Below are 21966 nucleotides of genomic sequence, written 5' to 3'. Positions count from 1 at the left end.
GATTGTTGCGGTTTACCCGAAGACGTGGTGCCGCAATAGATCCGGCCCGTCTAACCGCCCGGGTTACCAGCGGTCATCTTCCGCTTCTCGGAGGCGTTGGATTGTTTGGTCGATCCAATTGGTGAAGTGGGTGGTCAGGGCGGTGGGGGTGGTGGGGCGGATGGTTATGTGGGGGCCGCGGAGTTCGGTGTAGCGGCCGTCGTTGGCTATGTCGTGCCATTGGACGGTGGTGCGGGGGGTGGTGAGTTTATTGACGGAGCCGGTGTGTAGGAAGGCGGAGCCACCGCCGTCGGCCGGGCGGTTCAGCAGGCGTTGATAGCGCTCGCGAGGGGAGTTGCGGGTGATGCTTTCGAGGTGGCCGTTGGGTCGGCCGTAGATGTCGTCGGGGTGGAAAGTTGCGGCTGGGTGGGTGCCGGGTGTGCAGGGTGGGAGGGAAGTGGTCAGTTGGGCGGGGAGATGGTCCACCGGGAACAGGCGGCAGCGGATGGGGCCGTTGGTATCGCCGAAGGTGGCTTGGGCCAATGACATTGCGTGGTGGTCGGTGCGTGCGCCGACTATGCGGTAGACGCGGACGCCCCCGTTGGGGTTCTTGTGTTGAGTGGTGCCGCCGAGGATTTGGATGTGGATCGTCGAGGTGGACAGGGTGTGCAGGGCGAGCTCGATCTTTTCGAGTTCGTCGGGGGAGTAGCGCTCGCGCATGGTGACCCGGTGGGCGTCGAAGTCGTCGCGGTAGGCGAAGCGGCTGGTGAAGCGAAGTGGATTGGGGAAGCGGTCGTTCGCGGGGCTGAACCACAGTGCGGTGAAATCGTCCGGTTCCCAAGTCCATTCAGCCATCTAGAGGATCCAATCGATCGTGCGGTGTAGGTGTCCGGTCGGAATACGTATTCCTGTTGCTGCCAGTAGGTTTGTCGGCGATGCGGCGGAGGAGTCCGCGGGCGCTGCCCGAGTTCGAGCCGGAGTAGCCGCGGCCGGTGGCTGCCCCGAGTTGCGTGGGCCCGATGGCGCGCCGATACTCCGGCCGCACGATGTCGCGCGCAGCCGGAGCGGATGTCAGCCCGATCAGGGGCGTACTGGCGGAGGTGATTCGGGGTTCTCGCCGATCACACCACCTTCGACAGTCCTTGCGATTTCGCCGAGCAGTTCCTCGGTGTTGGCGGCGTTGATGAGGTAGTCCGGTATCTGGTGGGTGCTGTCTTCGTCGGACTTTCCTCGGCCGGCACCGGCACCCATACCGCCCATTCCCATTCCGCTACGTCCGGTCGTCGAGGTGGATGTAGTGGCCGCGGCCGCAGCGGGATTGGTGGTGGTCGTGCGTGGGGTGCCGGATACGGTGCGGCCAGGGCTCGGCGACGTCGAAGTGGAACTACCCGGGGAGCCCGGCGAGCCCGTGGTGATCGGAGTCGAGCTCGGGGTTGTTGCGGTGCTCGGCGTTGTTGTGGTCGGGATAGTGGGTGTTGTCGTTGTCGGTGTGGTCGACGTCGTGCTGCTCGGGTTGGTCGAGCTCGTGGTGGTATCGGTCGGGTTGGTGTCCGTGGAAGACGGCTCTTCGGTGGTCTTGCCGCCATCGGTCTTCTCGGGACTTTCGCCGCCCGGGCTGGACGGACCGCCGGTTGTACCGGGGCCTCCCGTTCCGCCGGGGCCGGACGAACCCGGCTCGTTCCCACCGGATTTGGTCGGTCCGGAGATATCGAGTGGATTGGTCGGGTCGAGCGCGGTGGGCAGCACCGGGACTCGGCCGTCGAATTCGGCGAATTTGTTCACGTAGTTCGTGAGCATGGCATTGCGGGCGCCAGCGGTGGCCTCGTTCTTGGTGGTCTCTTCCTCATGGGCGCGGGGCGGCCAGACATTTGCGGTCCAAGAGTGGTGGTTGGCTTCCGGAATTCCATTGGCGACCGCGCGGACTCCCTCGGCGGCGGACTGCATGTCGTTGGACATCTGCGTGATCAGTGGAGTCAGTTGGTGGGCGTCGGTGACGTATCGGTTGATCGCATCCTTGGCCTTGTCGGCGGCCGAACCTTCCCATGCCTCGGCGATGGAGCCCTGGACGGAACGGGCGAAAGTCTCTAGGCCCTGGTCCCATTGGGTGGCGACGTTGGAGTAGGTCATGGCCGCGTCGTGGGATGGTTTGGGATCCAGCGGTTTGAACGCGTCCTCGATTTCGCCACGCTCCCAATGGAATACGTTCTCCCCCTTCGGGGGGATCTGGGTGGATTCATTGCCGGACAACGGATCGCCCCTTTCTTACAGACCTGGCCGGGAGAAGATTTCCGGCGTGGCCGGATTCTGCTGAGGCAGGTTCGTTTCCAGGCTCTTCAAGACCCACACCCCGACAACACAGCGGCACCAACCGTGAACGCGGCACCAACCACGAGCTTCCCCCTGCTGACCATCTGGTCCTCCCCGTCGCCGGATGTCGATGACATCGAACAGGGCTGGACCGGCTCCCCGCCCCCTTTTTCAGCTGGATCGACCGTACCGAGCGGCCGATCACCGTGCAAGCGGTCCGCGAGCGAGTCCGTACAGGTCGTTCACGGTCGACAAATGCCGTCCCCGACCCGGACAACCGAGCGAACAACCGCGAAACCCACACGGCCCGTTGACAGTCCGCAGCCACCGACTTACGGTTAAAGCGGAATCGGATTCCGGTTCATCACTCCCGACCGATAGGCCACCCATGACCACCCACTGGACCCTCCCGCGCATCCTCGTCGGCGCCGTCCTCCTCAACACCCTCATCGGCCCCCTCCTCGCCGACCTGGTCATCCCCGATATCGCCGACCTCCACCTGCACAACCCGGCCTGGCCCCCACACGCCAAATTCCATGACGCCCAATACATCGGCATGGGCGTACTGATCGGCGCGATCGGCCTGGTCGTCCTGTGGCAGCGCACCGGAAACCTCCGCAACCAGTTCTTCCTGTCCGCCGCACTCGGATCCGCCACCTGGCTCGCCATGTACGGCGCGCTGCTCTTCCCGGGCACCGCCGCGCAAGATCCCGAGCATGCGGCCGACGCGACCAAGGTCATCGGAATGGATCCGCAACTGTTCATCGCCTTGGTGATGCTCATCTTCTTGACGGTCGCGATCGTGGTCGAACGCACCCGCGCACCGATCCCGAGCCCGGTCTAACCTACGACCGGCCAGCAGACAGGGAGATCGATGACCGACCGGAACATCCGCAAGCTCCGCACCGATGCTGCCCGCAACCGCGACCACGTGCTCGCAACCGCGACGGCGCTGTTCACCGAACGCGGTGACGAGGTGCAGATGGCCGATGTGGCGCGCGCCGCCGGGGTCGGGGTCGGCACCGTCTACCGCCATTTCCCGACCCGTCGTGCCTTGATCGAGGCGGCCGCGGAACAGCGCTTCGCCGGAATTCTCGAGTACGTGCGACGGACCTGCCTCCCGAATCCGGATACCAGGCAGGCGATGGCGGCCTTCCTCGGCCATGTCGCCGAAGTGCACGAGCAGGGGCGTGCGCTGTCGGGCACCATCGAATCGGTGCTAGGTAATACCGAACCGCGCGGTACGGTGCGCGACGATCTGGCCGAACTCGGTGCGGAACTACTGGCCAGAGGCCGGGCCGACGGCAGCATTCGCGCGGATGCCACCGTCGCCGACCTCTATATGCTCGTCGGCGCGGTCGCCACGATCAGCCGCGACGGGTTCGGCGATTGGCGGCGGTTCATCGAACTCGCGCTCGATGGACTACGTCCCTGACCACCAGCGCGCTATTTGCGCAATAGCTGCGCGATTTGCAGGACCGAGAGCTTCGGCTTCTCCTGCTCGGGCGGCGCTTCCGGATCGACCACCGTGGTGTGCGGGATGAGTGCCTCGGGATCGGAGAACGCCGCATATGTCTTGTCGCGCAACAGTTTGTGCAGCAGATAGCCGGTCAGGATGGCCCGGGTAGTCCGGGTGGTCTTGGCTTCATGCTTTCCGGCACCCAATGCCGCGAGCGCCCGACGCCCTTCGACAATGCCGTTGTGCGACGCCCCGTCGACCTCCCGCAACACCACCGATCCGGCCCACGCCGCGGCCAATGGAATCGCATTCGAGCTGACCGATTCGATATCGGTGGACCCCGCCAGCACCAATGCGGGCGCATCGATATCGGGCGCAATGGTCTCGGCGGACGGCGCGGTCGGCGCCGGGTAGAGGGCGGCGACCGCGGCGACGCGGCGTTGTCCGGCGGCGATGACCGCCGCACCCGCGCCCATCCCGTGACCGGCTAGGGCCAGGCGTTCCGGATGCACGCTGATCGCACCGTCACCCAACCGGACGCCGGTGCAGATATCCAGGGTGGTGAGCAGATCGGTGGCCAGCCCGAGATGTGACGGAATCGGTCCGCGCTCGGTATCGGGGGCCGCGACCACAAAACCCCAGGACGCCAGGTGTTCGAGGGTGGTGCGATAGTTGGCGGTGCCGGTCAGCCAGCCGTGGCCGAACGCGACCGCGGGCAGGCTCAGTCCGGACTCCGGGGTGAACACCACGCCGGGCTGACCGGCGATGGCGAGATTGCCGCGCAGTACGCGGTGGGGCCCCCGGCTGGTCAGGGTGCTCAGAAGTGATTTCACAGACGCCGACACGACGTGAACGTTATCCGATAAGTACTCTGGTGAGCCATGTGCGGAATCGTGGGGTACGTCGGGTACCGGGACGCCCTCGGCGTTGTCGTTGACGCTTTGCGCCGCATGGAATATCGCGGGTACGACTCCGCGGGCGTTGCGATCCTGGATGGCGCGGGCGTGTTGGCCGTGGAACGCAAGGCGGGCAAACTGGCCAATCTCGAGGCCGAACTCGCCGAAGTCGGGACCGACCACTTCGCGGGCACCACCGGGATGGGACATACCCGCTGGGCTACCCACGGCGCGCCGACCGACCGCAACGCCCATCCGCACCGCGACACCACCAACAAGGTGGCCGTGGTGCACAACGGCATCATCGAGAACTTCGCCCCGCTGCGCCGGGAACTCGAGGACGCCGGGGTGGAGCTGGGCAGCGATACCGATACCGAGGTCGCCGTGCACCTGGTGGCGCGCGCGTATGCCGAGGGCCCGACCGCCGGTGATTTCACCGCGAGCGCGCTGGCCGTGCTGTGTCGGCTCGAAGGCGCTTTCACCCTGGTCTTCACCCATGCCGACCACCCGGATGTCATTGTCGCCGCGCGCCGTTCGACGCCGTTGGTCGTCGGTGTCGGCAAGGGCGAGATGTTCATCGCCTCCGATGTCACCGCATTCATCGAGCACACCCGCGAGGCCGTCGAACTCGGCCAGGACCAGGCGGTCGTGATCACCGCCGACAGCTATACGGTCACCGATTTCGCGGGCAACGACGCGCTGGCGCGGACCCGTCCGTTCACCATCGACTGGGATCTGGCCGCCGCCGAGAAGGGCGGCCACGACTTCTTCATGCTGAAGGAGATCGAGGAGCAGCCAGCCGGTGTCGCCGACACGCTGATCGGGCACTTCACCCACGACGCGGCCGGTGGCCGGATCGTGCTGGACGAGCAGCGCCTCGCCGATCAGGAACTGCGCGACTTCGACAAGGTGTTCGTCGTCGCCTGCGGCAGCTCGTATCACGCCGGACTGCTGGCCAAGTACGCGATCGAGCACTGGACCCGGCTGCCCGTCGAGGTGGAGCTGGCCAGCGAATTCCGTTACCGCGATCCGGTGCTGGACCGTTCGACGCTGGTCGTGGCCATCTCGCAGTCGGGCGAGACCGCGGACACACTCGAGGCGGTGCGACACGCGAAGGAGCAGAAGGCGCGCGTGCTCGCCATCTGCAATACCAATGGCGCGCAGATTCCGCGCGAGTCCGATGCGGTGCTCTACACCAGGACCGGACCGGAGATCGGCGTCGCGTCAACCAAGGCGTTCCTCGCGCAGGTGGCGGCGAACTATCTGGTCGGACTGGCCTTGGCGCAGGCCCGCGGCACCAAGTATCCGGACGAGGTGGCGCGCGAATTCGCCGAACTCGAGGCGATGCCGCAGCTGGTGCAGCAGGTGCTGGAGACCGCACCGCAGGTGCGTGCCATCGCCCGCGAACTGGCGCACGTGCCGACCGTGCTGTTCCTGGGCCGCCACGTCGGCTACCCGGTGGCCTTGGAAGGTGCGCTCAAGCTCAAGGAGCTCGCCTACATGCACGCCGAGGGATTCGCGGCGGGTGAGCTCAAGCACGGTCCGATCGCGCTGATCGAGGAGGGGCTGCCGGTCATTGTGGTCATGCCCTCGCCCAAGGGGCGGGCGGTGCTGCACTCCAAGCTGCTGAGCAATATCCGCGAGATCCAGGCCCGCGGCGCCCGCACCATCGTGATCGCCGAGGAGGGCGATGACACGGTGCGTCCATTCGCCGACGACCTCATCGAAATCCCTTCGGCGCCAACGCTGTTCCAGCCGCTGCTGTCCACCGTGCCGCTGCAGATCTTCGCGGCGGAAGTGGCGCAGGCTCGCGGCTATGACATCGATAAGCCGCGCAACCTGGCCAAATCCGTCACGGTCGAATAGTGGTTCGCTGCTCAGCGCTGAAGACCACAGGCCTAACCAGAGCTCGACCCGAAGCAGCAACGGCTGCGGCCGCCGAATCGCGCCCTGAACGACGCGGCTGACCGACGTGTCGCGAGTGATTCGACCTGGACCGGGCGCGGATCAAGCGCGGCCCGATCGGGTCTCGTCGGACGCACCCGTAGCTGTGCGAAGGAAGCCGTCCCGCGCGGCTGAATTCCGATCGCCGCCAGTCGGTTCGGGGCGCTCAGAAGTGTGCGGCAACCAGCGGTTCGGTGGTTTCGCTCGCCCGTTCGGCGGTCCGGTGCTCCAGGATGCCGGACAGCACCGCGAGTCCGAGGGCGCTGACGACCAAGCCGACGCCGACCCAGTTCGGTGCGGTGTACCCGTACCCCGCGGCGATCACCACACCGCCGAGCCACGCGGAGACCGCATTGCCGAGGTTGAACGCGCCGATATTCAGCGCCGAGGCCAGCGTGGGTGCCGATCCCGCCTGGTCGAGAACGCGCTTCTGCAGCGGTGGGACGGTCGCGAAGCCCAGTGCGCCGATCAGTACGACGGTGATCGCGGCCGCGATTTTGTTGTGCGCCGTCAGTGTGAACAGTGCGAGCACCAGCGCTAGGCCGCCGAGTGTCGTGTAGAGCATCGGCATCAGGTGCTGGTCGGCGAATTTGCCGCCGATCAGATTGCCGAGGAAGAAGCCCATGCCGAACAGGACGAGCACCCAGGTGACCGAACTCTCCGCATAGCCGGTGACCTCGGTCATCATCGGCGCGAGGTAGGTGATCGCCGCGAAGACGCCGCCGAAGCCGAGCACCGTCATCGCCATGGCCAGCAGCACCTGCGGGTTGGTGAGTACGGCGAGTTCATGCCGCAGGCGGGCGTCGTGTGGTGCGGGCTGGTCGGGGACCAGCGCGGCGATGCCGAACAGCCCGGCCACGCCGACCAGCGCGACGAGCCCGAAGGTGAGCCGCCAGCCGAACTGCTGGCCGAGCAGGGTGCCGAGCGGTACGCCGACGATGGTCGCGACGGTGAGGCCGGTGAACATGATGGCGATCGCACCGGCCTTGCGATCCGGGCGCACCAGATTTCCGGCGACCACCGAGCCGATGCCGAAGAAGGCGCCGTGGGCCAGCGAGGCGACGATGCGCCCGGCCAGCATGAGGCCAAAAGTCGGTGCGAGCGCGGACAATACGTTGCCCGCGATCAACAGCAGCAGGCTGATCAGCAACATGCGCTTGCGTGATACCCGGGTGCCGAGTCCGGTCATGATCGGCGCCCCGACCAGTACGCCGAGCGCATACCCGGTGACCAGCAGACCCGCGGTGGGGATCGACACCGTGTAGGTGTCGGCGATGTCGGGGAGCAGTCCGACGACGACGAATTCGGTGGTGCCGATTCCGAAGGCCCCGAGTGTCAGGGCGAGTAGTGCGAGCGGCATGAGCATGAGCCTCCACGTGATGTTGCGCCTGAGCTTTACAGGCGACAACAATAATTGCAGACGCTTGATACTTGCAAGCGCGGGCTATTGCGGCAACCATCTATCCTGGAGGGGAAGAGCCCCGAAGCAGAAGGAATGCCATGACCGCGGATGCCGCCCTGACCGGCCTGGCCGATGGTTGGTACGCACTGTCACTGCTGCACGATCGGATCGAGGCGCATATCGAACGCGCCCTGCAATCCGGTCACGAACTGAGCGTGCGGGAGTACTCACTGCTGGTCGTGCTCAGTCGCCAGCACGACGGACCCGGCGGACATCTGCGCATGAACCAGGTCGCCGAAGCCGTCGTGCTGAGTCAGAGCGCGACGACCCGACTGGTCACCCGCCTCGAAGACCGCGGCCTACTGCAGCGTTATCTATGCCCGGACGACCGCCGCGGCATCTACACCGATGTCACCCCCGCGGGCCTGGAACTGTTGGCCCGAGCACGCCCCACCCACGACGAGGCCCTGTCGAGCGCCCTCGGCCAAGCCGCCGCCGACCCCGAATTGGCCCCATTGGTCGCGGCAGTGGAGGCGATGAACTCCAACACGGCACGCGGCGTGGGAGTCCCGCACGCTGCGGCCGGTGGGCCTATTCGACGGTGACGGTGCCGCGCATCTGAGGATGCAGCGAGCAGAGATAGCGATAGGTGCCGGGCGCGGTGAAGGTGTAGCTCCATTGGCCCCTATCGAAGATCGGGCTGTTGATGCCCATCGCCTTATCGCCGATGCCCTGCACGGTGTGCGGCACGCTGTCCTTGAACTTCCAGGTCACGGTTTCGCCGACTTTCACGGTGACGTCGGCGGGGGAGAACTTCATATCGGCGACGTCGACGGTGACGGCGGCGGTCTTCGTATCGTTGGCTTTGGCAGTGGGTGCCTGACTGCTCGACATCGCCGCGGTGGTCGGGGCGGGTGACTTCGTTTCACTAGAGCCGCAGCCCGATAGCAAGAGCGTCGTCGCCAGGACGAACCCGGCTGCGACCCGGGTGGATATCGCACGGCGCACCATCGGCATGCTGGCCAAGCGTAGTCTGCTGACCGTGCGGGTCTGCGCGGCGCCATGGCGGTGCCGGTTCGACCGCGATGGCGATGCCCCGCACCAGCGGAATCGCAGTGCCCGACCAATGCAGTGGAGGCGAGCGTTCATGTCCAGCCAGCGGGGCTATTTCACCGCCGATGAAGTGCGTACGGCCGAGGCCGAGCTGTTCGCTCGCGTCCCCGAGGGCATGCCGATGCACCGGGCGGCCTACGGATTGGCGACGGTGGTCGCGGGTGAATTGCGTGCGCGAACCAGCGGTATCGCGGGCCGGTCGGTGCTGCTGCTCGTCGGCTCGGGCGATAACGGCGGTGACGTGCTCTGGGCGGGTTCGATGCTGCGCCGCCGCGGCGTTGCCGTGACCGCGGTACTGCTGAATCCGGAACGTGCCCACCCGAAAGGCCTTGCCGCACTGCGTAAGGCGGGCGGTCGGATCCGAACCGCATCGGACGTGATACGCGATGGTGCGGCCGCGGGATCGAGGCGCGGTGCGGCAATTCTGGCCGAAACCGATTCGGCAGCACCTGATCTGGTGATCGATGGCATCGTCGGCATTTCCGGCCGTGGTCCACTGCGCCCCACGGCGGCGGAACTCGTTGCCGCTCTGAATGTTCCGATCATCGCGGCGGATCTGCCCAGCGGAGTGGATCCGGATACCGGTGCGGTCACCGGCCCCGCCGTTCGCGCCGCTGTCACCGTCACATTCGGCGCCTACAAGCCGGTGCATGCCCTGGCCGCGCCCTATTGTGGACGAATCGAGTTGGTGCCCATCGGTTTACGACTACCGGAACCGAATCTCGCGGCCCTGGCGCCAGCGGAGATCGGTGCGGGATGGCCGACCCCGGGCCCGACCGACGATAAGTACACCCAGGGAGTGACCGGTATCTGCGCTGGCAGTGACACCTACCCCGGAGCCGCGGTGCTTTGCACGGGTGCCGCCGTCGCGGCCACCTCGGGCATGGTCCGCTATGCCGGAACCGGTGCGGCCGCGGTGCTCGACCACTTCCCCGAAGTCATCGCCGCCCCGACCATCTCGTCCACCGGCCGAGTCCAGTCCTGGGTTTTCGGTCCCGGCGCTGGCACCGATGCCGACGCCAGCAAACGGCTCGCCGAAATCCTGTCCACCGACCTTCCCGTCGTCGTCGACGCCGACGGCCTCACCCTGGTCGCCGCCGATCCCGACCTGGTCCGCGGCCGCACCGCCCCCACCGTCCTCACCCCGCACGCCGGTGAATTCGCCCGCCTGACCGGACATGAGGTCGGCCATGACCGGGTATCCGCCGTGCGCGACCTCGCCGAATCCTGGCAACTCACCGTCCTGCTCAAAGGCCGCGCAACCCTGGTGGCCACCCCGGGCCGACCGGTACTCGTCAACGAGGCGGGCGGCTCCTGGGCCGCCACGGCGGGCGCGGGTGACGTCCTGTCCGGCATTATCGGCGCCCTCCTCGCCGCGGGCCGCGATCCGGCCTGGTCCGCGGCCGCCGCCGCTCGCGCCCACGCCCTGGCCGCCAACCTCGCCGCCCACGAAAACCACCCGTCAGCGGCCCCCACCTCCGCAACGCCCCTGCTCGACCACCTGCGCCCCGCCATCCGCATCCTGCGTGCTCTCGCCGCGCACTGACCAGCGCTGGCTTCCGCCCGCCCGTCCGGCTGCGCCGGGTGCCGGTGACCGTTCGCGACCCTCACTGGAATACTTCCGCACATCAAGACCATCTCTGCGCCGCCCCGACCTCGGTGCCGCCCCTGCTCGATCACCCCCGCCCCCGCCATTCTGCGTGCAGTTGCAGCCAGCTGACCCGGGGGTATGCCCGCGGTGACCGGCGCCCTCGCGCGAGCGTTACGGCGAATGGCAGGATCAGTAGCCGTGGAGGCGCAAGTGGAGACGGTTGTCGATCTGGATGCCATTGCCCACAACGTGCGGATTCTGCGGGAATACGCCGGTGATGCGGCGGTGATGGCGGTGGTCAAGGCCGACGGCTACAACCACGGCGCTGTCGAGGTCGGCCGGGCCGCACTGGCGGCCGGAGCCGTTGAACTCGGGGTCACCACGGTCGCCGAGGCGGTGCAATTGCGCGAGGCGGGCATTACCGCGCCGATTCTGTGCTGGCTGAACAATTCCGATGCCGACTTCGGCGCCGCGATCGAACACGATATCGAGATCGGCGTCTCATCCCTGGCCCATCTGCGGGCCATCGAGGCGGCGGCACGCGGCACCGGCCGGACCGCCATCGTCTCGCTCAAGGTCGACACCGGCCTCAATCGCAACGGCATCGCGACGCTCGAGTACCCGGCGGTGCTCGCGGCGCTGCGCGCGCTGGTGGACGAGCAGGTGGTGCGGTTGCGCGCGATCTTCTCCCATCTCGCACACGCCGACGAGCCGGAACACCCTTACCTCGACGTCCAGCGCGACCGGTTCGTCGATGCCATCGCCGCCGCCAAGGAATACGGTCTCGAACCGGAGCTGGTCCACCTCGCCAACTCGGCCGCCACCGTGACCCGCCCGGATCTCGCCTTCGATATGGTCCGCCCCGGCATTGCGATGTACGGACTCTCCCCCATACCCGAACTCGGCGACTTCGGCCTGCGGCCCGCGATGACCTTCCAGGCCCGCGTCGCATTGGTGAAGCCGGTCGCCGCCGGAGAAGGCGTCTCATACGGCCACCAGTGGATCGCACCGCGCGACACCACCGTCGCCCTCATTCCGGCCGGATACGCCGACGGCGTGTTCCGCCCGTTGAGCAACCGATTCTCGGTGTGGCTCGGCGGTGCGCTGCACCCCGGTGTCGGTCGCATCTGCATGGACCAATTCGTCGTCGACCTGGGCGATAATGCGGCGGGCGTCACCGAGGGCGACACCGCGATCCTGTTCGGCGCGGACCGACCGCGGGCCCAGGACTGGGCGGATCTGCTCGGCACCATCCACTATGAGGTCGTGTGCGCACCACACGGCCGAGTGGTCCGGCGCCATGTAGGAGGGGGAACCGGATGAGAAACCGCACCGTCGTCGGTGGAGTGGCCACCGCCGGTGTGGTCGGCGCGCTGGCGGGCGCACACACCTTGCGGCGCATCGGCGCCCGGGTGCTCTGGCCCGCCCGTGTCGATGAATACCGCGACGAGAACTTCAACCTGCTCGAGGAGGACCGCTCCGGCGCGGTGCTCACCGAAGACGGTGTGCGCCTGGCCACCAGGGAATGCGGTCCGCCCGACGCCCCGGTCACCGTGATCTTCGTACACGGCTTCTGCAACACCATGGAGACCTTCCACTTCCAGCGCCGCGATCTGGAAAAGCATTGGGGCCCAAGGGTTCGCCTGGTCTTCTTCGATCTGCGCGGGCACGGCCGCTCCGGCACGCCGACCACCAGGAGCTGTACCGTCGCCCAACTCGGCCGCGATCTGGCCGCCGTCATCGAGGCGACCGCGCCGACCGGTCCGGTCGCCCTGGTCGGTCATTCGCTCGGCGGTATGGCGGTGCTGGCCGCGGCCGCGCAGTTCCCGGAGTTGTTCGCGGCGCGGGTGATCGGGATCGGTCTACTCTCGACTGCGGCGGCCGAGGTCACTTCGGCGGGCATTACCCAGCTCTTGCGCAACCCCGCGATCGATGGGTTCCGTTTGGCCGTGCACACCGCGCCCACCCTGGTGCAGGCCGGGCGCAGCACCGTTCGGCATGTGATCACGCCGATACTGCATGTCAGCTCGTATCACGGGCCGGTGAGCCCCACCCTGTCGCGCTTCTCCACGCTGATGATCGATCGCACGCCCGTCGAGACGATCGTGAAATTTCTCAGGATCTTCGAACTGCACGACGAATCGGCGGCGCTGCCAACACTCGCGCATCTGCCGGTGCTGGTGCTCGGCGGCGCGCACGATGTCGTCATTCCGTTCCGCAATTCGCGGGCGCTGGCGCGCGAGTTGCCGCAAAGCGAACTCATCCGCCTCGATGACGCCGCGCATATGGCGCACCTGCAATTCCCGGATATCGTCAACGCCGCGCTCGACCGGCTACTGGTGCGCGCCGGTGGCATCGAACATATCCCGTCAACCTCGGAGGTCGCCGGTGGCTGAACGGCAGCAGCGGATCCTGCCCACGGTCGCCGACACCGAGGCCTTCGGTCGCGAACTCGCCGCCGGACTCGTCGCGGGTGACCTGGTGGTGCTCGACGGTCCCCTCGGCGCGGGCAAGACCGCGCTGACTCGCGGCATCGCCGAGGGACTCGGCGTGCAGGGCCGGGTCAGCTCACCGACATTCATCATCGCCCGCCAGCACCGCGCCGGCGCGCGCGTCGGCGCTGAGCCGGTGCCGCTGGTGCATGTGGACGCCTACCGACTCGGCGGCGACCTGGACGAGCTGGACGCGCTGGATCTCGATACCGATCTGCATCAGGCGGTCGTGGTGGTGGAGTGGGGCAAGGGTGTTGTGGAACACCTCGCCGAGCGCCATCTGTACGTGTTGCTCTCGCGCGAGCCGAATTCCGATGTCCGCACCGCGATCTGGGAATGGGTCGGGTAGCCCGCGATCGTCGCTGATCGTCGCGGTGGTGTAGCCACCGAGTAGCTCCGCACCGCGCGCAGGTACCACCCGGTATCGTTGGGTCAATCATGCTTGTACTAGCCGTCGACACCGCGACACCCGCCGTTACCGCGGGATTGGTGGAACTGGAGCAGGCCGCATCCGGCACCGGTGCCCCGGCGCGAGTGCGCACAGTCGCCTCGCGCGTCCGGGTCGACGCCCGCGCCCATGCCGAGGTGCTCACCCCGCAAATCCTCGAATGCCTCTCGGAGGCAGGTCGTTCCAGGGCCGATATCGATGCCGTCGTGGTCGGCATCGGGCCCGGTCCGTTCACCGGACTCCGGGTCGGCATGGCGACCGCCGCCGCCTTCGGTGACGCGCTCGGCCTGCCGGTCTATGGGGTCTGCAGCCTCGACGCGATCGCCTCCGACGCCGTGCTCGAACCCACGGTGGTGCCGGACATCACAGCCGAGAGCGAGCTCCTGGTGGTCACCGATGCGCGCCGTCGCGAGGTGTACTGGGCGCGCTACCGTGACGGACGTCGCATCGAGGGCCCGGATGTGAACAAGCCCGGTGATCTGGATCCCGTGCACGCCAGCATGATCGCCGGATCCGCCTCGCACGTCGATCTGTTCGACCTGCCCGTGCTTCCGGCCGAGACGCCATCGCCCGCCGGGCTGGTGCGCGTCGCGGCCGCCGAACTACTGGCGCGCACCGTCCCGGAACCGTTGGTCCCGCTGTACCTGCGCAGGCCGGACGCGGTCGAACGCAGTTACCACACGCTCGATCGGACGGGGGCGTGACGGCAGTGGAGACCGGTAGATCCATGATTCGCATCGAGCCCATGGCCGGCGCGGATATCGAACGCTGCGTCGAACTCGAACAACTGCTGTTCCCGGAGGACGATCCGTGGCAGGCGGTGTCCTTCCGCTCCGAACTGGCCGGGCCGCACAACCGCTATATCGTCGCCCGCGACGACGCCGGGCGGATGGTCGGCTATGCGGGCATCGCACTGCTCGGCGATGCCGAACACCCCGAGGCCGAGGTGCACACCATCGGCGTCGATCCCGGCTGCCACCGCTGCGGCATCGGCACCATGTTGCTGGAGGCGCTGCTCACGGAGGCGGGCAAGCGCGGCGGACCGGTCTTCCTCGAGGTGCGTACCGACAATGCCCCGGCCATCGCGATGTACGCCAAACACGGCTTCCACATCATCGGCCTGCGCAAGAACTACTACCACCCGAGCGGTGCCGACGCCTACACCATGCGCAGGCCCGAGCTGACCACCGCGAACCAGGCCTGGGGCCCGCAGCCGAGCGAAACGGCACAACCGAACGAGGTGCTCTCGTGATCGTCATGGGTATCGAAAGTTCCTGCGACGAAACCGGAGTCGGTATCGTGCGCCGCCACGCCGACGGAACCTGCGAACTGCTCGCCGACGAGGTCGCCTCCAGCGTCGAACAGCACGCCCGCTTCGGCGGTGTGGTGCCGGAGATCGCCTCGCGCGCACATCTCGAGGCCATCGTGCCCGCGATGCGCCGGGCGCTGGCGGCGGCGGGCATCAGCAAGCCCGACGCGCTCGCGGTGACCATCGGCCCCGGACTGGCCGGTGCGCTGCTGGTCGGTGTCGCGGCCGCGAAAGCCTATGCGGCAGCGTGGGATGTGCCCTTCTACGCCCTGAACCATCTCGGCGGACATGTCGCCGTCGATACCCTCGAGCACGGTCCGATGCCGTCGTGCGTTGCGCTGCTGGTCTCCGGCGGGCATACGCATCTGCTGCACGTCACCGATCTGTCCGAGCCGATCGTCGAACTGGGCAGCACCGTCGACGATGCCGCGGGCGAGGCCTTCGACAAGGTGGCCAGGCTGCTCGGCCTCGGCTTCCCGGGCGGGCCCGCGCTGGATGCCGCTGCCGCGCACGGCGATCCGAAGGCGATCGCCTTTCCGCGCGGTATGACCGGACCGCGCGATCCGCGCTACGACTTCTCCTTCTCCGGTCTGAAGACCGCCGTCGCCCGCTACGTCGAGGCGGCCCAGCGCAATGGCTTCACCGCCGAGGAGCTGCCGATTCCGGATATCGCGGCGTCCTTCCAGGAATCGGTCGCCGATGTGCTCACCATGAAGGCGGTGCGCGCGGCCCAGGACGTCGGGGTCGACACCCTGGTGCTCGGTGGTGGCGCCACCGCCAATTCCCGAATCCGCTCCATGGCCGAAGAACGTTGTGCGGCGGCCGGATTGCGCCTGCGTGTCCCCAAACCCCGCCTGTGCACCGACAATGGCGTAATGATCGCGGCCCTTGGCGCCCACGTGATCGCGGGCGGCGCAACACCATCGCCCTTGACGGTCGCCACCGACCCCGGCCTCCCGGTCTCGGTCAGTCGAGTCGGCTGACTCCCCATAGGGTTCGGATCGCGACCGAGCGCGCGGCTGCCCAGGGCAGCGCTGTCCGGCACCGAGCGCGCACTGGTCAGCCGTTCGGCCCAACCCTCACCACGGCTCCCGACTGCCCGGAAGATGATCCCGAATTCGCCCTGGGCGGAAGGGGAATTCGCGATTGCGCGGGCGCCTGCGTCGTACCGATCGGCGGCACCGTCGACGAGCCCTGGGCCGGAGTGTGTTCCGGCCCAGATGAGCCCACACCCGGCGCATTCGAATTGCCGAACAGCGGACCGAGCAACTCCGGGAAAGGAATCGGCGGCAGATTCGGATCCGGACGCAGCGTCGGCGCGTTCGGAATGGTGGTCGCGGCCGGTGTCGAGGTGGTCGAGGTCGGCGGCTGACTCCGATCCGGGGTGAGCGAGGGGATATTTGCGCCGGAGGGCCGGTTCGGGCTCTCCCGGTTCGGGCCGGTGGTCGAGGTACCCGCGCCGGTCGCCGGCACCGCCGACACCGGCGGCGTCGGTAGTTGCGCGCTGCTGGTAGTGCCCGCAGGAGAGATCTCATCGTCGCCGGTCGGTGCGAATGTCTTCACGCCGTAGCCGACGACCAGCCCGACCACCACGATCGCACCCGCCAGCGTGCCGACGACCTTGGTGAAGGTGCCGACCGGTGCGTCGGCCGCGCCGAGCGCGACCACCGGGAATACCGACGGCTGCATCGAATCCGCCACCAGTGCCGCGCCTTTGGCGATCACCGCCTCCGGATCGTCGACGGTGTGCACCGGCAGATTCAGCTCACGGGCGAGGGTGGAGATCACCGCGGGGATATTGGCGCCGCCGCCGATCACGATCACGGCCTGCGGGAACTTCGGCGACCGCGCGAATGCCGCGGCGGCGAAGACGGCCGTATTGCGCAGCAGATCCGAGATCAGTTCCTCGAAGTCGGCCCGGGTCAGCTTCAGCGGCTGCCCGGCGACATGGTCGATGGTCACCGCGGGCGCGATCGACAGATGTTCCTTGGCGGCGCGACCGCGGTTGGTCAACATGCCCCGGTTGGGTCGGGTGCCGCGGCGGGCGTAGTGCAGATCGACGAGGTGGTGATAGATCAGCTCATCGATGGCGTTGCCGCTGATAGCACCGGTGCGTTCGGTGCGAAGGATGTTGGCGTCCGCCTGGTCGGCGACGGTGATGCTGAGGCCGGTCGCACCGAGATCGACAATGGCGACGGTGTCGTAGCGGTCGACCAGTCCGGTGTGGCGCAGATAGGTGAGCGCCGCGGTGCCTTCCGGAACCAGCCGCAGATCGCGCTGTTTGCCAGTGGCCGAACGGATTACCTGCGCCTGCTCCTTGCTGCGGTAGGCCACGGCGACAGTGGTCGGTGGGCGACCGGCGGCGGAGTCGACACCGATCGGTTTGCCGCCCGCGAAGCGCGCGCCGACCGGCTGCGCGGGGAAGGCCACGTCATAGGAGAGCTGCGTAGTCGGGAGCTGGGTCGTCATCAACTCGATCGAGGACGCGACGAGATCGCCGAGATCGGAGTGGGCCGCGTCCGCAGAGACCACCCGATAGTCGAAACTCTGCGCGCCATTGGGCGCGGTTGCGACCAGCGCCGAGCACACGACCTCGTTACCGGCCGATATGCCGAGGGATGTTCGCATGTCACCTCCCTTCGAGCGGATGGTCATGGTGGTGCCGACCATCTCGAATGGACAGCCGAAACGCCCGCGTGGATGGCGAACGATTCGGACGCGGGACCCGGCCGACCCGTTGTCCGGATGGGTCGCTGGGACGGCCATGGATCACGTGTGGTCTTGCCCTCTGGTGAAGCTTCTTCTGAAGAATGTTTGTACTGTGACGTTGGTTCGGACTGGTGCTGACGCTGACATTGCTCTGGCGAAACAGGGTATTGCTGTATGCCGCAGGGTATTTCCTGACGTTCTGTGCTCCCCCCACAACGCCGGTTCATGACGAACACGGCAAGCGAAGCACGATCGTCGTCAATACTGTCACAATCCGTTATCCGAACGTTACAGATTTGACGAAGTCTTGGGAAGCCCTCAGACCCCTGGGCGTGGCGTGGTCTGTGACACGCGCGGCGCGGTCGACGACACGGCCACGGCGCTGTCGGCGACGCCGACACGGCGCGACCAACGGTTTGGCACAGTCCAACCTTGAGCGCTGGCACTCTCATGTATAGAGTGCTAGTCGGCACTGTGTGATGTGCGTGTGCCAGTTCGACTACTGAGCAGGGTCCCGGCACCCGCGACGACGGGGCTGATGCGCAGGGTCGAGTCCGGGTGGCCAGTGGTGACTGTTGCGGGCCGCTCGAAACAACACCGATACCGATGGTCCGGGACAACAGTTCCGGACGACCGCAAATCCCCTGAAAGTGGAGGGCTCAACGTGGCGAGCGTGAACATCAAGCCGCTCGAGGACAAGATCCTCGTCCAGGCCAACGAGGCCGAGACGACGACGGCCTCCGGCCTGGTCATCCCCGACACGGCAAAGGAGAAGCCGCAGGAGGGCACCGTCATCGCCGTCGGCGAGGGCCGCGTCACCGACAAGGGTGACCGCATCCCGGTCGACGTCAAGGAAGGCGACGTCGTCATCTACAGCAAGTACGGCGGCACCGAGATCAAGTACCAGGGCGAGGAGTACCTCATCCTGTCGGCGCGCGACATCCTGGCCGTCGTCACCAAGTAGCCGATAAGGCACATGCGTTCCGCCCCGGTGTCTTTCGCGACCCGGGGCGGAGTGCGTTCGGCCCAGAACACACAGGAGCTGACAACACATGGCAAAGCAGATCGAGTTCGACGAGAAGGCTCGTCGTGCTCTCGAGCGCGGCGTCGACAAGCTCGCCGACGCGGTGAAGGTCACCCTCGGGCCGCGTGGTCGCCACGTCGTGCTCGCGAAGGCCTTCGGTGGCCCCACCGTCACCAATGACGGTGTCACCATCGCGCGCGATATCGACCTCGACGACCCCTTCGAGAACCTCGGCGCCCAGCTCGTCAAGAGCGTCGCCACCAAGACCAACGACGTTGCGGGTGACGGCACCACCACCGCCACCGTGCTGGCCCAGGCGCTGGTGCGCACCGGCCTGAAGAACGTTGCCGCCGGCGCGAACCCGATCTCGGTCGGTTCGGGCATCGCCAAGGCCGCGGACCTGGTGTCCGAGGCGCTGTTGGCGCAGGCCACCCCGGTCTCCGGCGAGCAGGCCATCGCGCAGGTCGCCACCGTCTCCTCGCGCGATGAGGAGATCGGCGAGATGGTCGGCAAGGCGCTGACCACCGTCGGCAAGGACGGCGTTGTCACCGTCGAGGAGTCCTCGACGCTGCAGACCGAACTCGTCGTCACCGAGGGCGTGCAGTTCGACAAGGGCTACCTCTCGCCCTACTTCGTCACCGATGCCGACAGCCAGCAGGCCGTCCTCGAGGACGCCTACATCCTGCTGAACCGGGAGAAGATCAGCTCGCTGCCCGATCTGCTCCCGCTGCTGGAGAAGATCGCCGAATCCGGTAAGCCGGTGCTGATCATCGCCGAGGACGTCGAGGGTGAGGCGCTGTCCACCCTGGTCGTCAACTCGATCCGCAAGACCCTCAAGGCCGTTGCGGTGAAGGCCCCGTTCTTCGGTGACCGTCGCAAGGCGTTCCTCGACGATCTGGCCGTCGTCACCGCGGGCACCGTGGTCAACCCGGATCTGGGTATCTCGCTGCGCGAGGCGGGCATCGAGGTGCTCGGCAAGGCGCGTCGCATCGTCGTCACCAAGGACGACACCACGATCATCGACGGTGCCGGCACCGCCGAGGACATCGCGGCCCGTGGCGCGCAGCTGCGTCGCGAGATCGAGGCGACCGATTCGGATTGGGATCGGGAGAAGCTCGAGGAGCGACTGGCCAAGCTGGCCGGTGGCGTCGCGGTGATCAAGGTCGGCGCGGCCACCGAGACCGCCCTCAAGGAGCGCAAGTACCGGGTCGAGGACGCGGTGAGCGCGGCCAAGGCCGCCGTTGACGAGGGCATCGTGCCCGGTGGTGGTACCGCCCTGGTGCAGGCCGCCGCCAAGCTCGTCGAACTGCGCGACTCGCTGTCCGGCGATGAGGCCGTCGGTGTCGAGGTGGTGCGCACCGCACTGCGGGCGCCGCTGTTCTGGATCGCCACCAATGCGGGTGTCGACGGCTCCGTGGTGGTCAGCAAGGTCGCCGACGGTAAGGAAGGCTTCAATGCCGCCACCCTCACCTACGGTGATCTGCTCACCGACGGTGTGGTGGACCCGGTGAAGGTGACCCGCTCGGCCGTCGTCAACGCGGCGTCGGTGGCTCGGATGATCCTGACCACCGAAAGCGCCGTGGTCGACAAGCCCGAGGAACAGGAGCACGACCACAGCCACCACGGCCACGCGCACTGAGTTCACCCCTCAGCTGACGGCCCAGTGGCAAAGGCCCCCGGGACCATCCGGTCCCGGGGGCCTTCGTTCTGAACAATATGAACGCAACTACCGCACAACAAGTCGAAAAATATCAATCGCGGTAACGGGTTTCGCCTCGACGAGGCGGCGCTGACTCAGGATGCGACGGGCGGTTGTTCCGCGGCGATGGCGGCGAGCAACCGGCCACGCAGGGCGGCGGGCGGCTGGGCCGCCGTCGCCACTGCGAGGGCGGAGAGGGCTTCCTTGGTCTGCTGCACTTCGGTCATGAATTCCGTGCGTAGCGCTGGGTCCTCACCGTCGAGCACTTCCTGTATCGCATTGTGGTCTTCGTCGTCGATCGATCCGAGCGCGACGGCGTGCGCGAGATCGATCTGCGCTTCGTTCATCTCACGGCACCCCCAAACTTTTCTTCAGTCGTGTCAATCCGTCCCGTATGCGGGACTTAACGGTCGGTAACCCTACGCCGAGGTGGGTCGCGACTTCCGCGTAGGTTCGCCCGCCGTAGTAGGCGAGCGATATGGCCTCCCGTTGGGTGTCTGTCAATGTCCCTAGACCTTCCAGGACGGCCTGCTGTTCGAGTCGTCGCTCCACTTCTTCGGTGACCTCATCGAATTCGTTGCCGAGAACCCTTATCCCGTAAGCAACTTCACGCAGGGTATGGGCCTGTTCGGCGCGGACCCGGTCGACGGCTCGTCGGTGGGCGAGAGTCATCAACCACGTCACCGCGGATCCTTTGGCGGCGTCGAAACTTGCCGCGGTCCGCCAGATCTGCAGAAAGACCTCCTGTGTGGTCTCCTCCGCGTATCCGGGGTCGTGCAGTACGCGTAGCACCAGACCGAAGACGCGCGCGCACGTTCGGTCGTACAGCTCAGCGAATGCCTCCTGGTCGGACCGGCCGCAGCGTTCGAGAAGTGCGGCGAGCTCAATACTTTCGGCGGCGCGTGCCGTAACCGCAGAATCCACCCGGATGCCGGGTGGGATGGCTTCTCTTCGGAACGAGTCGCCCTCTGCGGCCGGCGGCCGCGTTGTCACAACGCTCCATTCTGTGTCATCGGTCACTACCGTAGCGGGTCGCTATGGCACCCGATTCGGTGGGGTGCAGGCAAACCGCCTGTTGCCTGGCAACTTTCTGGAAAACTTCAACACGCCAGGTGTTTCCAGAAGGGACACGCCGTGACGCGCCGATAGTTATCGCGAAACGCCGGATGTGCAACCGACTTCAGCTTGTGGCCATCGCCGGTTGTTTGCTAGGGATTCGGCGCGCCGCGCCGCACGGATGGGAAGAAGTTCGTTTATACGGCCATACGACGGCGGTTGCGCCGGGCGTGCATCTCGCGCTCGGTTTCGGACATACCGCCCCAGATGCCATACGGCTCGCTGACTTTGAGGGCGTGGCTGCGGCACTGCATGAGCACCGGGCAGGCCCGGCAGATCTCCTTGGCGCGCATCTCACGTGCGGTGCGGGCGCGACCGCGTTCACCGTCCGGGTGGAAAAACACCGCGGAGTCCTGGCCTCGGCAGGATCCTCGCATCTGCCAATCCCAGACGTCCGCGTTCGGTCCGGGGAGGTGGGTAGGCATGGGCATGGTGAACTCCTCGTGGTGCGAGCTCGTCAGCGTTGTCGAGCAGTTGT

Annotated in this window: 22 protein-coding genes; 13 read left to right on the top strand and 9 right to left on the bottom strand. The window is 67.0% G+C overall.

What is annotated here, in order from left to right; genetic code table 11:
* Positions 1-63: 63 nt before the first annotated feature.
* Together ACWEO2_RS18795 and ACWEO2_RS18790 are read right to left on the bottom strand one after the other, a co-directional pair.
* Positions 64-834: an ESX secretion-associated protein EspG gene (locus tag ACWEO2_RS18795; RefSeq protein ID WP_452406477.1), complete on the bottom strand. Its 771-nt coding sequence runs from the start codon at positions 832-834 to the stop codon at positions 64-66.
* 225 nt (positions 835-1059) lie between these two features.
* Positions 1060-2226: a WXG100 family type VII secretion target gene (locus ACWEO2_RS18790; protein ID WP_452406476.1), complete on the bottom strand. Its 1167-nt coding sequence runs from the start codon at positions 2224-2226 to the stop codon at positions 1060-1062.
* Positions 2227-2674: 448 nt separating this feature from the next.
* On the opposite strand from ACWEO2_RS18790, the gene ACWEO2_RS18785 reads away from it, so the two are divergent.
* Together ACWEO2_RS18785 and ACWEO2_RS18780 are read left to right on the top strand one after the other, a co-directional pair.
* Positions 2675-3130: a DUF6640 family protein gene (locus ACWEO2_RS18785; RefSeq protein ID WP_452406475.1), complete on the top strand. Its 456-nt coding sequence runs from the start codon at positions 2675-2677 to the stop codon at positions 3128-3130.
* 30 nt (positions 3131-3160) lie between these two features.
* A complete protein-coding gene (locus ACWEO2_RS18780; RefSeq protein ID WP_452406474.1) occupies positions 3161-3721 on the top strand; it encodes a TetR/AcrR family transcriptional regulator in 561 nt (186 codons plus the stop codon).
* 11 nt (positions 3722-3732) lie between these two features.
* Here ACWEO2_RS18780 and ACWEO2_RS18775 read toward each other — a convergent pair whose 3' ends face one another.
* Positions 3733-4590 carry a dienelactone hydrolase family protein gene (locus ACWEO2_RS18775; protein WP_452406473.1) on the bottom strand — a complete coding sequence of 286 codons (858 nt, stop codon included), beginning with the start codon at positions 4588-4590 and terminating at the stop codon, positions 3733-3735.
* Between the two features lie 36 nt (positions 4591-4626).
* On the opposite strand from ACWEO2_RS18775, the gene glmS reads away from it, so the two are divergent.
* Positions 4627-6507, top strand: a complete 1881-nt coding sequence (glmS, locus tag ACWEO2_RS18770) for a glutamine--fructose-6-phosphate transaminase (isomerizing) (RefSeq protein WP_452406472.1) — start codon at positions 4627-4629, stop codon at positions 6505-6507.
* 244 nt (positions 6508-6751) lie between these two features.
* On the opposite strand, the gene ACWEO2_RS18765 is transcribed toward glmS, so the two are convergent.
* Positions 6752-7945, bottom strand: coding sequence for an MFS transporter (locus ACWEO2_RS18765; protein ID WP_452406609.1), 1194 nt, complete (start codon positions 7943-7945; stop codon positions 6752-6754).
* Positions 7946-8085: 140 nt separating this feature from the next.
* On the opposite strand from ACWEO2_RS18765, the gene ACWEO2_RS18760 reads away from it, so the two are divergent.
* Positions 8086-8592, top strand: a complete 507-nt coding sequence (locus ACWEO2_RS18760; protein ID WP_452406471.1) for a MarR family winged helix-turn-helix transcriptional regulator — start codon at positions 8086-8088, stop codon at positions 8590-8592.
* On the opposite strand, the gene ACWEO2_RS18755 is transcribed toward ACWEO2_RS18760, so the two are convergent.
* Entirely contained in the window at positions 8579-8881 is a 303-nt protein-coding gene (locus ACWEO2_RS18755; protein WP_452406470.1) for a cupredoxin domain-containing protein, read from the bottom strand. The genes ACWEO2_RS18760 and ACWEO2_RS18755 overlap by 14 nt on opposite strands.
* 253 nt (positions 8882-9134) lie before the next feature.
* Here ACWEO2_RS18755 and ACWEO2_RS18750 point away from each other — a divergent pair, with 253 nt between their 5' ends.
* The 7 genes from ACWEO2_RS18750 to tsaD all read left to right on the top strand — a co-directional run bounded on the left by ACWEO2_RS18750 (position 9135) and on the right by tsaD (position 15923).
* Positions 9135-10646: an NAD(P)H-hydrate dehydratase gene (locus ACWEO2_RS18750; RefSeq protein WP_452406469.1), complete on the top strand. Its 1512-nt coding sequence runs from the start codon at positions 9135-9137 to the stop codon at positions 10644-10646.
* 225 nt (positions 10647-10871) lie between these two features.
* Complete coding sequence (gene alr, locus ACWEO2_RS18745; protein ID WP_452406468.1) at positions 10872-12014, top strand: alanine racemase; 1143 nt, start codon at positions 10872-10874, stop codon at positions 12012-12014.
* Complete coding sequence (locus ACWEO2_RS18740; protein ID WP_452406467.1) at positions 12011-13087, top strand: alpha/beta fold hydrolase; 1077 nt, start codon at positions 12011-12013, stop codon at positions 13085-13087. Before alr ends, ACWEO2_RS18740 begins: the two co-directional genes overlap by 4 nt.
* The gene (gene tsaE / locus ACWEO2_RS18735; RefSeq protein ID WP_355185416.1) at positions 13080-13532 is read left to right on the top strand and encodes a tRNA (adenosine(37)-N6)-threonylcarbamoyltransferase complex ATPase subunit type 1 TsaE; all 453 of its coding nucleotides are present in this window, start codon (positions 13080-13082) and stop codon (positions 13530-13532) included. Before ACWEO2_RS18740 ends, tsaE begins: the two co-directional genes overlap by 8 nt.
* Before the next feature lie 89 nt (positions 13533-13621).
* A complete protein-coding gene (gene tsaB, locus ACWEO2_RS18730) occupies positions 13622-14335 on the top strand; it encodes a tRNA (adenosine(37)-N6)-threonylcarbamoyltransferase complex dimerization subunit type 1 TsaB (protein WP_452406466.1) in 714 nt (237 codons plus the stop codon).
* 23 nt (positions 14336-14358) lie between these two features.
* Complete coding sequence (gene rimI, locus ACWEO2_RS18725; protein ID WP_452406608.1) at positions 14359-14883, top strand: ribosomal protein S18-alanine N-acetyltransferase; 525 nt, start codon at positions 14359-14361, stop codon at positions 14881-14883.
* Complete coding sequence (gene tsaD / locus ACWEO2_RS18720) at positions 14880-15923, top strand: tRNA (adenosine(37)-N6)-threonylcarbamoyltransferase complex transferase subunit TsaD (protein WP_452406465.1); 1044 nt, start codon at positions 14880-14882, stop codon at positions 15921-15923. The genes rimI and tsaD overlap by 4 nt, the downstream gene beginning before the upstream one ends.
* Positions 15924-15999: 76 nt before the next feature.
* Here tsaD and ACWEO2_RS18715 read toward each other — a convergent pair whose 3' ends face one another.
* Positions 16000-17568, bottom strand: a complete 1569-nt coding sequence (locus ACWEO2_RS18715) for an Hsp70 family protein (protein WP_452406464.1) — start codon at positions 17566-17568, stop codon at positions 16000-16002.
* 745 nt (positions 17569-18313) lie between these two features.
* On the opposite strand from ACWEO2_RS18715, the gene groES reads away from it, so the two are divergent.
* Together groES and groL are read left to right on the top strand one after the other, a co-directional pair.
* Positions 18314-18613, top strand: a complete 300-nt coding sequence (groES, locus tag ACWEO2_RS18710; RefSeq protein ID WP_040686722.1) for a co-chaperone GroES — start codon at positions 18314-18316, stop codon at positions 18611-18613.
* Positions 18614-18701: 88 nt separating this feature from the next.
* Positions 18702-20312 carry a chaperonin GroEL gene (gene groL, locus ACWEO2_RS18705; protein WP_452406463.1) on the top strand — a complete coding sequence of 537 codons (1611 nt, stop codon included), beginning with the start codon at positions 18702-18704 and terminating at the stop codon, positions 20310-20312.
* Between the two features lie 155 nt (positions 20313-20467).
* Here the strand turns inward: groL and ACWEO2_RS18700 are convergent, their stop codons facing one another.
* The 3 genes from ACWEO2_RS18700 to ACWEO2_RS18690 all read right to left on the bottom strand — a co-directional run bounded on the left by ACWEO2_RS18700 (position 20468) and on the right by ACWEO2_RS18690 (position 21919).
* Positions 20468-20719: an RskA family anti-sigma factor gene (locus ACWEO2_RS18700; RefSeq protein ID WP_452406462.1), complete on the bottom strand. Its 252-nt coding sequence runs from the start codon at positions 20717-20719 to the stop codon at positions 20468-20470.
* Position 20720: 1 nt separating this feature from the next.
* The gene (locus ACWEO2_RS18695) at positions 20721-21296 is read right to left on the bottom strand and encodes a sigma-70 family RNA polymerase sigma factor (RefSeq protein ID WP_354951869.1); all 576 of its coding nucleotides are present in this window, start codon (positions 21294-21296) and stop codon (positions 20721-20723) included.
* 329 nt (positions 21297-21625) lie between these two features.
* The gene (locus ACWEO2_RS18690) at positions 21626-21919 is read right to left on the bottom strand and encodes a WhiB family transcriptional regulator (protein ID WP_014981828.1); all 294 of its coding nucleotides are present in this window, start codon (positions 21917-21919) and stop codon (positions 21626-21628) included.
* Positions 21920-21966: the final 47 nt, after the last annotated feature.

This window comes from Nocardia sp. NPDC004278, assembly GCF_053602975.1.
This window is presented reverse-complemented; position numbering and strand designations above follow the sequence as displayed.

What these genes read in the sequence shown, in the direction of transcription:
- ACWEO2_RS18700 (WP_452406462.1), bottom strand. Translation starts at nt 20,719, where the DNA reads ATGAACGAAGCGCAGATCGATCTCGCGCACGCCGTCGCGCTCGGATCG.
- ACWEO2_RS18740 (WP_452406467.1), top strand. Translation starts at nt 12,011, where the DNA reads ATGAGAAACCGCACCGTCGTCGGTGGAGTGGCCACCGCCGGTGTGGTC.
- ACWEO2_RS18765 (WP_452406609.1), bottom strand. Translation starts at nt 7,945, where the DNA reads ATGCCGCTCGCACTACTCGCCCTGACACTCGGGGCCTTCGGAATCGGC.
- ACWEO2_RS18760 (WP_452406471.1), top strand. Translation starts at nt 8,086, where the DNA reads ATGACCGCGGATGCCGCCCTGACCGGCCTGGCCGATGGTTGGTACGCA.
- glmS (WP_452406472.1), top strand. Translation starts at nt 4,627, where the DNA reads ATGTGCGGAATCGTGGGGTACGTCGGGTACCGGGACGCCCTCGGCGTT.
- ACWEO2_RS18795 (WP_452406477.1), bottom strand. Translation starts at nt 834, where the DNA reads ATGGCTGAATGGACTTGGGAACCGGACGATTTCACCGCACTGTGGTTC.
- ACWEO2_RS18690 (WP_014981828.1), bottom strand. Translation starts at nt 21,919, where the DNA reads ATGCCCATGCCTACCCACCTCCCCGGACCGAACGCGGACGTCTGGGAT.
- ACWEO2_RS18755 (WP_452406470.1), bottom strand. Translation starts at nt 8,881, where the DNA reads ATGTCGAGCAGTCAGGCACCCACTGCCAAAGCCAACGATACGAAGACC.
- groL (WP_452406463.1), top strand. Translation starts at nt 18,702, where the DNA reads ATGGCAAAGCAGATCGAGTTCGACGAGAAGGCTCGTCGTGCTCTCGAG.
- tsaB (WP_452406466.1), top strand. Translation starts at nt 13,622, where the DNA reads ATGCTTGTACTAGCCGTCGACACCGCGACACCCGCCGTTACCGCGGGA.
- ACWEO2_RS18750 (WP_452406469.1), top strand. Translation starts at nt 9,135, where the DNA reads ATGTCCAGCCAGCGGGGCTATTTCACCGCCGATGAAGTGCGTACGGCC.
- alr (WP_452406468.1), top strand. Translation starts at nt 10,872, where the DNA reads ATGGCAGGATCAGTAGCCGTGGAGGCGCAAGTGGAGACGGTTGTCGAT.
- rimI (WP_452406608.1), top strand. Translation starts at nt 14,359, where the DNA reads ATGATTCGCATCGAGCCCATGGCCGGCGCGGATATCGAACGCTGCGTC.
- ACWEO2_RS18780 (WP_452406474.1), top strand. Translation starts at nt 3,161, where the DNA reads ATGACCGACCGGAACATCCGCAAGCTCCGCACCGATGCTGCCCGCAAC.
- ACWEO2_RS18715 (WP_452406464.1), bottom strand. Translation starts at nt 17,568, where the DNA reads ATGCGAACATCCCTCGGCATATCGGCCGGTAACGAGGTCGTGTGCTCG.
- ACWEO2_RS18785 (WP_452406475.1), top strand. Translation starts at nt 2,675, where the DNA reads ATGACCACCCACTGGACCCTCCCGCGCATCCTCGTCGGCGCCGTCCTC.